Below are 10,528 nucleotides of genomic sequence, written 5' to 3'. Positions count from 1 at the left end.
AAAGTGGGAAACAAAAACCTACAACTGGAAGGAGGTCATCAACGACCTGACAAGTATCTTTGAAGAACGCATCAAACCGCATCGCTTCGACTAAAGCCCGCCTGACACAGTTTAAAAATCACTCCCGTTGGTCTCCCAGACACCGCCACTCTAAATGACCGATTTCATATCGGTTCTAATACCAAAGCAATGACAGCATTTATTATTGCTAAGTATGTGGAAAAAGGCAAATTGAATTGGTCTACCAAATTTTTTGATTTGTTTCCCGAATGGAAGGCCAAAAGCAAGCCTGATTACGAAAATATCACTCTGCAAGATTTACTTTCGCACAAAGCAGGCATACAACCATTTCAAGGAGAGGGCGACCCTCAAATACCCGAATTTAAAGGGACAAACCAAGAAAAGAGAAAGCAGTTCGGACAGTTTGTCTTAACGTTGGAGCCCATTAAGCTTGATGCCCAAAATCCATTTATTTATTCAAATGCTGGCTATACATTGGCAACATTAATGGTAGAAAAAGTAACCACAAAAAGCTGGGAACAGTTGGTTGAAAAAGTATTTAACAAAGATCTAAAGCTAAATGTAAAATTATCCTGGCCAGAAAATCAGAAGAGAAAGGACACGTGGGGACATAGCTTTGACCAAGGAAAACTAACGCCTGTCCCTTCAACTTTTGATTATCATTTAGATTACACCGAACCAGCAGGAGACATAAACATTAAGCTGAAGGACTACATCAAATTCATCCAACTTAACTTAAAGGGGCTTGAGGGCCAAGACAACTATCTGAATTCAGAAACTTATAAATTCATCCATACAGGTGTAGAAAATTATTCGATAGGCTGGTTTAACCTTTATGACAACGGAGAAGAGTTGTCTGTGCATTCGGGGACTGGTGCATTCACGTATTTCACCATTGTGCATATAGACCGACTAAAGCATATAGCCTATATTATTTTTACAAACTCATTCAATGAAGATACCCAAAAAGGAGTAAGACTACTGATGAGAAAACTGAAAGAAAATTACAAATTTAATCTCCACCCTGACCAAAAGCGTTGAAGCCCTACGTAGCATTTACTAATCTCCCTTACTCCCTTCCGCAGATCCGGCGGAAATCGCAGTAGGTGCAGGTTTCGAGCTTTTCGGTTTTGCGGAAGGGCTCGCCTGGGTCCAAAAGTCGCCGGAGCAGGGTGCGCAGGGTTTCCTCGCTCGCCCGGATAAATTCGTCGGGGCTCTCGGTGTTGCTACTAAACCAGACCGGGTTTTCCTTGAGGCCACCGTTGATGTCGCGGAACGAGTAAAATCCGGCCGTTACGGGCAAATCATGCGGATTTTTGCGTTTCCCCTGCTTCAGAAACAGGTATTTGTACAGCCACAACTGTCGGGCTTTATCCCATTTAGAGCCGGTTTCGAGGGGTAGCATCGTCGCCATGTCGGCCGATTGGCTGGGCAGTTCCACTTTACCAGTCTTGTAGTCGATAATGCGAATCTGGCCCTCCACCTGTTCAATCCGGTCTATTTTACCCCCAATCCGTACCGGTACTACCTCGCCCGTTTCGAGCGGAACATTTAGTTCTACAATGTACCGGTCTTCAGTGCCAATTACTTTAAGATCGGTGAGTTGGGCCTGCCGTTCCTGAAAATCGAGCATCAGACGCTGAGCTACATCGTAAAGCAGCAGATTAATACCAGACTCCATCACCCGGCCCTTCATTACCTCTTTGAAGGTTTCTTCCAGCTCGTCTTTCACCATCTGGAGCGATACCGCCCGGCCGTCCATGCGGTATTTTTTATCCAGATTTTCGAGCGTTTTGTGGAGCCAATCGCCAAATTCGGCCGCGCCCATTTTCTCTTCTACCTCTTCTTCCTCGGCGATACCCGCCACCCGGCTGAAGTAAAAGCTGAGCGAGCAATTGATAAACTGGTTCAGCGCGGTGGGGTAAATGCCCCGGGTAGCCAGATTAGTCCGCAGCTTTTCCATCACCTCCGGCGATTTGGCTACCTCCCAGTTGTGCATGAGCCCATCCTGACCGGTACGTTCGCGGCCGAACCGCACCAACGGGGTGCTCAGGGTAATGGCACCGGCCGACCGGGGCACAAGTTCGTGTTCGATCTGGCGGATAAACCGGCTTGGCTCACCCTTGCCATTGCCGTAGGCGTCGGGCGAGGTAGTATGAATGAGCACCACCTCACGGGCCCGCTGGAGCAACCGGTAAAAGTGGTAGGCCGTCACGGACTCCTGGTCGCGGTAGGTCGGTAGCTGAATCTGCTTGTCGATGCTGATGTCAAGCGGAATCAGCGAGCTTTGTTTGCGTGCCTGCGGCAACACCCCTTCGTTGACCGACAGGATAATGACCCGTTCAAAATCGAGCGCACGGGTTTCGAGCATACCCATCACCTGCAACGGGCTATCGCCCTCGCTCGTAAACGGGATACTCGTTTGCCGAACCAGCTCGTACAAAAACTGGCGCAAACTCCGCAGAGTAATGGGCGTACCATTAACAATCTGCGCCTGTTGCTCAATGGTGGTTTCGAGCTGCTGCAACAGCGTGTAGAACACGTACAGATACTCAATCTCGACGGCATCCTGCGTGTCGCTGTACACGGCCCGCAGCAGGTCGATCAGGCGGTACAGGTTGCCGATGATTTCGGTAGGCTGATCGGTAGGCCACCGCCAGAACAACGTCTTGAGCAGCCGGTCGTTATGACCCAACTGCCGGAGTTCACCTTCGGTGAGGTACACCCATTGTCGGGTCAAAATCTGCTCCTGAATATGCAGGAGCAGGGGCCGGGGTTGCTCCTCAGCCGACTCAGGCGCACTCATGAGGTTATTGAGCCGGGCGTAATGCTGCACAAATGGATGGTTGAGCACCTTCACCACATGCCGGTAATGGAACTTCGGAATCCGCAAGTCGCGTCCGTCGCGGGTTCTGAACTCGTGCACCGTCCGCTGCATCTCAAACAAGGTATCAACGAGCGTGAACAAGAGCGAGTCGCGCAGCGAAAGACCCATGGTGATGTTCAAGTCCGTCACCGACTCATCGAGGGCGTACAGCATGGGCACCAGCAGCGACTCATCAGCCAGAATAATAGCCGTTTTGGGCTGGGGAAGTCCACCCGGCCCGTCTCCTTCGCTCGTCTGCCGCCATTCCTTATAGATTTGCCCGGCCACCTTGGTTTGCATACTCGCGTTGGGTACACCCACCACCCGGATATGCTTGGGCAAGGTGGTCAGATTCGTACCGATCTGAGCGCGGTTTTCGCGGGTGAACAGATACCCATTTTCAGTGTAGCGACGCAGAAACAAACCCGCTTCCTGCTTTTTATCGTCGAGGTAATACCGGTCAATATCCCAGATCATTTCGGCCTTATTGGCCCGCAACAGCGACTCCATGATCTGCGATTCGGCCTTGCTAAGCGCGTTGAAACCGACAAAATAAACCTTCTCGTAGGCCGGGTTATCGAGTATTTTTTCGCGGACCTGCTCGGCCAGCAAGCGGTAAGCCATACCCCGATACGCCAATCCCTGACCGGTCAGCCGCTCGTGCAGGGCGTGATACGCCGTCTTGAGGTTTTCAAATAGCTTAAAGTACCGCGACATGGCGGGGGTGGGCGTCAGGCTCCGGCTGCCGGGCGGCAGTTCGAGTTGCCAGCGTTCGAGCGTTTTAGCCTCGGTCAGATAGTCGAACAGAAAATCAGCCTTGACCAGATACTGATCGATCCGGTCGAAGTCGATCAGCAGCACCGACGCCCAGCCGATAAACTGCTCAAACTCCACCTGCGGATCTATAACCCGGAACACCTCGAACAGCTCAAACAACAGCCCAACCTGATCAATCAGTTGTACGCCGGCGGCCTCGGTCACAAAGTCGTCGATGGCCATGGCGTGGGGCGCCAGAAACGGCTCGCCCGACAGTTTGCCCAGCTCATCGAGAAATACCGAAACGGCCCGGCGGGTGGGTAAAATGACCCAAACATGATCGAAACGGGCCGATTGACCCGCCTGTTTGGGGTGTTTATCGAATACGCTGCGGGCAGTTTGTTGAAGAAAATTCATGTTAATGCATTCGGTCCCCGCGCGTTTCGAGCGTTGCCATAATTCCGGCTTCTATATCCAGAATCTCTTTCCAGCGCTGGCGCACCCGCTCTTTGGGAACATACTCTTCGGCCAGTTCGATAAAGTTACGATAATGCCCAGCTTCGGACACCATCAGCTCGCGGTAGAATTTGCGCAGGCTCTCATCGGCAATGTTTTCCGAAAGCAGTTTGAACCGCTCGCAACTACGGGCTTCGATGAGCGCATTGAGCAGCAAGCGCTCCATCAACTGCTCATGGTAGTCGCTGGAGGTGCGCAATTGCGCCTGTAGGGCATTCACGTATAGGTCTTTGCGTTGGCGACCCAACGGAATATTCCGTTTGCGCAGCTCTTTGAGCACCCGCGTAAAATGGCCCCACTCCTCAGCTACAACGGGCGTGAGCACCTCCACGAGTTTTTCTTTTTCGGGGTACTGCACAATGAGCGAAATGCACGACGAAGCTGCTTTTTGCTCACAGTACGCATGGTCGATCAAAATCTCGCCGATGTTCATCTCGGCAACGTTGACCCAACGCGGGTCGGTAGGGAGTTCAAGTCCGAGGGTTGTCATTTTTCGTGGGAGAAAGGAACAGGGAGAAGGGAGTGTCCTGTTGCGGCTCTTTCACGCATCCCTTCTGTCCGTTCCAATTTTTTAATCAAACAAGTACCAATCGACCCCGAAGGCAAACGACCGGCGCATGGCCAGGTAATCGGGCGTTACGTAATAACCGGGCGCAAACACCCCCTGATTGGCATGGGCCATTTTAACGAATAACCGGGTTCGGTTGATACGCAGGTTAGCAAACACGTCGGCCACAACGTAGCCTTCGACCCGCTGCCGGTTTTGCAGGTAAAACTGCTGGGTGAGCGGCATGTAGGCGTCGGCATAGTACGCCGATTTGTAGTGCAGCTCCACCCCGGTCTGGATAAATAGCACCTTCCGGAAAATAAAGTCGTAGGTAGCCCGTGCATTCAGAAACAGCTGAGGTACCCGCAGAATATCGTCGCGCGAGACAAGTGTGTAATAACCCTGGGTTGTGGCTCGCCAGCGTTTTTTCCCGGCCGATGCCCCCAAGCCCACGCGCAGAATACTGAACGCGCTGCTCAACTGCCGGGGCCGGGCGTCTTCGTCGAAATAAATGTAGTTGTTCAGCAGATGATAATCGAGGCCCGGCTGCACCAACACGCCTTTGTAGCGCAGGTTGAGCATTCCGTAAGCGTGTTGTGTTCCGCGGAGCCCGAAGTTATTCGACCAGCTGTAGTTGTTGCTCTCAAAACGCTGCTGAAGCAAGGTAGGCGAGGCAAAAATACTCCGGTACCCTACCGTCCCGAAACGGGTTTCGAGCTGCCCCTCAAGCCGCAAATCCCGACCAACCAGATATTCGCCCTCGGCCGTTAAACGCGACAGGCTGTCGGGAAAATAATACCCCAGCCAAAGCCCCAGAAACGTTTCCTGCCGCAGTCGGGGGTTGTTATAACGCCCCCAGAACGACGAATCAGTCACGGAAATTTGTCGGTTGTAGCGACCCTGCTGCCCGTACAGGCGGTTGCGCAGGTAAGCCCGGTAATTGAAGCCCCGAAAATCACCTTTGAGGCCGAACTGGTTTTCGAGCAACCGATAGCTGTTGGTCTGAAACGTAGCCGAGCTGTCAAGTTCGGCCCGCCGAACCGGGTCGCCAAACTGGGTTCGGTCAACAAACGGATAGTAGCGGGTCAACGTCGAATCCTGCTGCAGGCTGTAGTCATTGAAACTATTGATCTGCCGCAAGTAATCCATTTTGTGAAATACCTGAAATCCTTCGGCCAGTTTGTACTGCTGGTAGAGGTGCCACATGTTGCGCCGTTCGTTGCCGTCGGCACGGGGCAGGCGCGGGTTTCCGTCGTAATAAAAAAGGTCGCGGGTGCCGTCGGCGCGGAGGTTTGGCACCAGCCCCCCCTGCTCGGGTTGGTCGTGGTTGAGGTGGTTAAAATGCAGCAGGAGCGTGTATTTCTCGTTTTTGGCCCGATAGCTGGTATGCCCCACAAAGGCCCAGCTCTGAATCAGAAAAATCTGGTTCGAACTGGCCGCAATGAGCCCGGAAGGTGGGTTGAGACCATACTGCTTCCGCGACGTAACCCGCTGCATGTTAAAACCGAAATTCCAGCGCGGGTTGATATTCTGACTAAAGTCGAAATTCAGCACGTTCTGGTTGCGGCCACCCAGCACAAAGTACATCCGGGTAAACGGCGACTTGGTATCATAGTACTTTACCTGATCGGTCTGGTACGCGTATGGCGCAAATACCGAATAGCCTGTTTGGGCACCAATCTGCGTGGGCGTCTGGTAAAATACCGGCCGCAGGGCTGTACCCAGATTCCCGAGGTCCTGATACAGGTTCTGGTTACGCTGCACAAAATTGTATTGATGTACCCCATCGAGCAGGGTATCGGTCGTGTACAGCGTTTTGCGGTTGTTCAGAATATCGTTTTCCAGAAAGTAGCGGGTGGTACGCGGGCCGTAAATGGCTTTGGTACTGTCGTCAATACCAGCCCGCCCCGAGCCTCCGCCACCACCACCGCCCGGTCGGCCGCCACTCTGCCCGCCAAAGCCCCCCATTCGGCCAGGTATCGTTGATCCGGGAAAGCTTTGCGCCTGTGCCAGCCCAATACCCGCAAGCAGCATGAGCAAAAGCATAGCCGTCGGCCCCGCAACAGGGCGTCGATTCATCATCAAAAAATAGAATGCTGGGGTGGTACGCAACGGAAACTACAGTTTATAGATCGCAAAAATAACCCAAAACGGCAGACGGGCCGTCCCGTGGGGTCAGGTTAGGAATTTTTAAGGAAGGCCGCCTGCTCAATTCGATCCCAAAAATCGGTTTCGTTGCCCAGGAGTTGCACCGCTATGGGCAGATAGAACACCCGCTCGCCCGCATCGGCCGGGAGTAGCGGCCGGAGTTTCACCCAGTCCTTTTCAGTAGTCATCAGTACAGCGTCGGCGGGCAAGCTCCCCAACAATTGATCGACCTCGGCGCGGGTGTACTCGTGATGGTCGTTGAATCGATGGTGCGCCCGCAGATTCCAGACCCGCCGAACATAGGCGTCGAGCGGATCGGCGTTGGCCAACCCCGACACCAGCACCACCGCCCGGTCGGCTGCCGCCGTCAGCGATTGGCCCAATCCGTTGCGGGGCTCACCATACCGAAGCCCGGCAAAGAAAACAGGCGTATCGGGGGCCTTGTAGGGCTCAATGGCCGCCCGAATGTGCCGTTGGTTGGCCTCAGACAGCCCATCGGGGCACTTGGTCACAATAATGAGGTCGGCCCGGCGGGCACCCTGACGTCCCTCGCGCAGACGGCCTTCAGGAAACGGGTGATCGCGGTAAAAAGGGCGGTTGTAGTCGGTCAGCAGAATATTCAGCCCCGGCTGCACGGCCCGGTGCTGAAAGGCATCGTCGAGCAGCACCAGCCGTATGTCGGGGTGCAGGCGGGCCAGTTCCTGCAAGCCCAGCGCCCGGCGTTCGGCTACGGCCACCACCAGCCGTTGGCCAAATTTTTGATACAGTTGCAGCGGCTCATCGCCAATGGTCTCGGCCGTATCGGCAGGGGTTGCTATGCGGAAGCCCGCCGTCCGGCGACCGTACCCCCGACTGAGCGTAGCCATAGGCCAATGGGTGCCGGGTTGGGCCAAACTGGCCGGACCAGTTAGTAACTTACCGGCCAGAAATTCGATCAATGGCGTTTTGCCAGTTCCGCCCACGGTAATGTTGCCAACGCTTATTGTACGCTGAACAGGGGCAAAAACGGAGTAGATCTCTTTATCATACAACCAGTTACGGACCGCCAAAATACGGCCATACAGGATGCTAAAAGGTCTGAGCAGGCGGGTCAGCACAAACAGAAAGTTACAATTGTGAGATTTCTTGCTTTTATTCGCGTTCAAAAGTAGTAGTTTTCGTCCCCACAAATACCCACTGACACCAGGTTCCGTTCGTATGGCTTTAGTTTCCGACTACCTGAAATATACGCTTCATTTTCGATTTGAAGCGGGGACGTCGAGGGGCGTATTGACGGAGAAAACCTCCTACATTGTTCGTATCTACGACAGCGAGAACCCGGCCGTGATGGGTTTGGGCGAATGTGGCCCCCTACCCGGCCTCAGCGCCGACGACCGGCCCGACTTTGAGCAGCGGCTCTCCGAACTCTGTCAGTATTTCAGCAAGCTCGATTTACAGCTTTTCTCCTGGAACGTGCCTATCGTTCTGAATCAGCTTATTAGTCAGGAGTTTCCGAGTATTTTGTTTGGCTTTGAAACAGCCATGCTCGATTACCTGTCGGGTGGTCAGCGGCTCATTGTCGACAATGAGTTTGCGCACGGCAAGCGTCCTTTACCCATCAATGGCTTGATCTGGATGGGTGATCGGGGGTTTATGCAACGGCAGATCGAAGAGAAACTACAGGCAGGCTACACGACCTTGAAACTGAAAATCGGGGCTATCGACTTTCAGCAGGAACTGGATTTGCTGGCTTCCATTCGGGAGCGTTTTTCGCCTGAGCAGATTACGTTGCGCGTCGATGCCAACGGGGCTTTTTCGCCCGCCGAGGCCATGCACAAGCTCGAAAAACTGGCGGCCTTTCAGTTGCACTCCATTGAGCAACCCATTCGGGCGGGGCAGCACGAACAAATGGCTGAGCTATGTGGACACTCGCCTATTCCGATTGCCCTCGACGAGGAGTTGATCGGACACATGGAATACGTCGACAAGTTCAAGCTGCTCAAAAAAATTAGTCCACAGTTTATAATCCTGAAACCCACGTTACTCGGCGGGCTACGTCATTGCGACGAATGGATCGAACTGGCTAACCGCCTGAACATTGGTTGGTGGGTTACCTCGGCGTTGGAATCCAATATCGGCCTGAATGCCATTGCGCAGTACACGGCCAAGTTCCGGCACCTGATTCCGCAGGGACTTGGTACGGGCCAACTGTACCACAACAACTTTCAAAGCCCACTCAATATCGATCACGGCACTTTGTTGTACCGCCCCGACGAACGCTGGGCATTGGAAGCCCTCTCGGCAGGTCAGTAATTCTCTTTTTCTGAAAATTCAGCGGATTTTATCCATAGCAAAAGGCCGTAACCGGGTGTCATACCGGTTGCGGCCTTTCTGATTTTATTCGTTTAGGAGATTCTGAAAATGGCTGGCACGAGAGCTTTCGGCAAGAGCCTTCCAGAACCCATCTTATTTGCCAAACAAGCCGCCGAGCATACCACCCAGACCGCCACCCGCCTGTTGATTGCTCCCTGAGCCACCACCCAGAAACCCACCAGCTACGCGCATTACGTCGCTCATGTCAAGCTTACCGTCGGCCATAGCCGTTGATGCCATGCCCATCCAGTCGACATTCGCTGCGGCCTGGTTACCCGTTACCTGCCCCATGATGCTCCCTACGTCAACGCTCGAATCATTCGGGTCGGTTGCTTTCGAAAACAGTTGATTCAACACCACCGGCACCAACGCAGAGGCAATGCCCGTAGCAACTCCCTGTGATACGCCCAGACGGCCCATCAGGTTGCCCACTACGTTGTTGACAATGCCGCCCATCAGGGGATTTTGCATATTCAGGCCACCGCCCTGAGCACCCATGATTGAGCTAAGTAAGCCGCCAATGTTTCCACCCTGTGCCTGCTGCTGTAAGCCACCCAGAATACTATCGGTTACAGTTTCGATGGCGGTATCGTTCTTCTCGTTAGGGATTGCCGGATTTGTTACAATTGCGTCGCCAGCTTGCTGACGAACCAGGTTCATGAGAGTTTCTAACATGATTAAAGCCTTTTTTTAAGGGGTGAAAGTAAAGGAAGCCAGCTTTGCTGGAGCCAGCACTAAAAATAAGCGGTTTTTGTGAATGGCTACTTACTTAGCTTGTATTTTCGCCTACTCCAAAACCGGACACTATGACGAGTCAACCTGACAATAGTAACACATCTGAACAGCCTTCCGAACTGGAATTGCTGATTCAGCCCCTGCTCCCTGACCTGTGGTACCCCAGCGAATCCGACGAAGCAATTGAGTTTGTGACGTGCTACCTCAAAACAGATGAACCGCTCACGGTGAGTCACATAAAAGATTGGCTGATGCTTCCACCCGCCGTGTACGTGGAAGAAATCCCGGAGGCTGACTTCTGGGCACCCGTCACTGAAGAACAGGAATGGTTTGGCGACGAAGAAAAGCAACGCACAGCTCAGTTTGTCAATCTTAAAACCTTGCTCGAAACGCACACCACCGGCCGTCAGGTATTCAGGGTAGGCGACACCGAAATTGATGTTTACCTGCTGGGCCGTACTGCCGAAGGCAGCCGGGCTGGCCTTAAAACAAAGGTTATTGAAACGTAACCATGTGAAACGCCCCGATTTACCTGTATAAATCGGGGCGTTTCACATGGTTAGCGTTTTTGGTATTTCCTATCCAGA

At 53.2% G+C, this 10,528-nt stretch carries 8 protein-coding genes; 3 read left to right on the top strand and 5 right to left on the bottom strand.

Annotated features, from left to right (window positions below; all coding sequences use genetic code 11):
- Positions 1 to 117 precede the first annotated feature (117 nt).
- Positions 118 to 1,062: a serine hydrolase domain-containing protein gene (locus tag F5984_RS04820; protein WP_152123089.1), complete on the top strand. Its 945-nt coding sequence runs from the start codon at positions 118 to 120 to the stop codon at positions 1,060 to 1,062.
- 28 nt (positions 1,063 to 1,090) lie between these two features.
- On the opposite strand, the gene F5984_RS04815 is transcribed toward F5984_RS04820, so the two are convergent.
- The 4 genes from F5984_RS04815 to lpxK form a co-directional block, all read right to left on the bottom strand.
- Complete coding sequence (locus tag F5984_RS04815) at positions 1,091 to 4,060, bottom strand: PD-(D/E)XK nuclease family protein (RefSeq protein WP_152123088.1); 2,970 nt, start codon at positions 4,058 to 4,060, stop codon at positions 1,091 to 1,093.
- A gap of 1 nt (position 4,061) precedes the next feature.
- Complete coding sequence (gene miaE / locus F5984_RS04810; RefSeq protein ID WP_152123087.1) at positions 4,062 to 4,649, bottom strand: tRNA-(ms[2]io[6]A)-hydroxylase; 588 nt, start codon at positions 4,647 to 4,649, stop codon at positions 4,062 to 4,064.
- Positions 4,650 to 4,730: 81 nt separating this feature from the next.
- Complete coding sequence (locus F5984_RS04805) at positions 4,731 to 6,785, bottom strand: putative porin (protein WP_246168825.1); 2,055 nt, start codon at positions 6,783 to 6,785, stop codon at positions 4,731 to 4,733.
- 101 nt (positions 6,786 to 6,886) lie between these two features.
- Positions 6,887 to 7,999: a tetraacyldisaccharide 4'-kinase gene (gene lpxK, locus F5984_RS04800; protein ID WP_152123085.1), complete on the bottom strand. Its 1,113-nt coding sequence runs from the start codon at positions 7,997 to 7,999 to the stop codon at positions 6,887 to 6,889.
- A 52-nt stretch (positions 8,000 to 8,051) separates the two neighbouring features.
- Here lpxK and F5984_RS04795 point away from each other — a divergent pair, with 52 nt between their 5' ends.
- On the top strand, positions 8,052 to 9,146 hold the full coding sequence (locus F5984_RS04795; RefSeq protein ID WP_152123084.1) for an o-succinylbenzoate synthase: 1,095 nt from the start codon (positions 8,052 to 8,054) through the stop codon (positions 9,144 to 9,146).
- Positions 9,147 to 9,299: 153 nt separating this feature from the next.
- Here the strand turns inward: F5984_RS04795 and F5984_RS04790 are convergent, their stop codons facing one another.
- Entirely contained in the window at positions 9,300 to 9,881 is a 582-nt protein-coding gene (locus tag F5984_RS04790) for a hypothetical protein (protein WP_185155416.1), read from the bottom strand.
- Between the two features lie 131 nt (positions 9,882 to 10,012).
- Between F5984_RS04790 and F5984_RS04785 the strand changes: the two genes are divergently transcribed.
- Entirely contained in the window at positions 10,013 to 10,450 is a 438-nt protein-coding gene (locus F5984_RS04785; protein ID WP_152123083.1) for a nuclease A inhibitor family protein, read from the top strand.
- Positions 10,451 to 10,528: the final 78 nt, after the last annotated feature.

Source organism: Rudanella paleaurantiibacter, from assembly GCF_009184635.1.
GTDB classification, from domain to species: domain Bacteria; phylum Bacteroidota; class Bacteroidia; order Cytophagales; family Spirosomataceae; genus Rudanella; species Rudanella paleaurantiibacter.
This window is presented reverse-complemented; position numbering and strand designations above follow the sequence as displayed.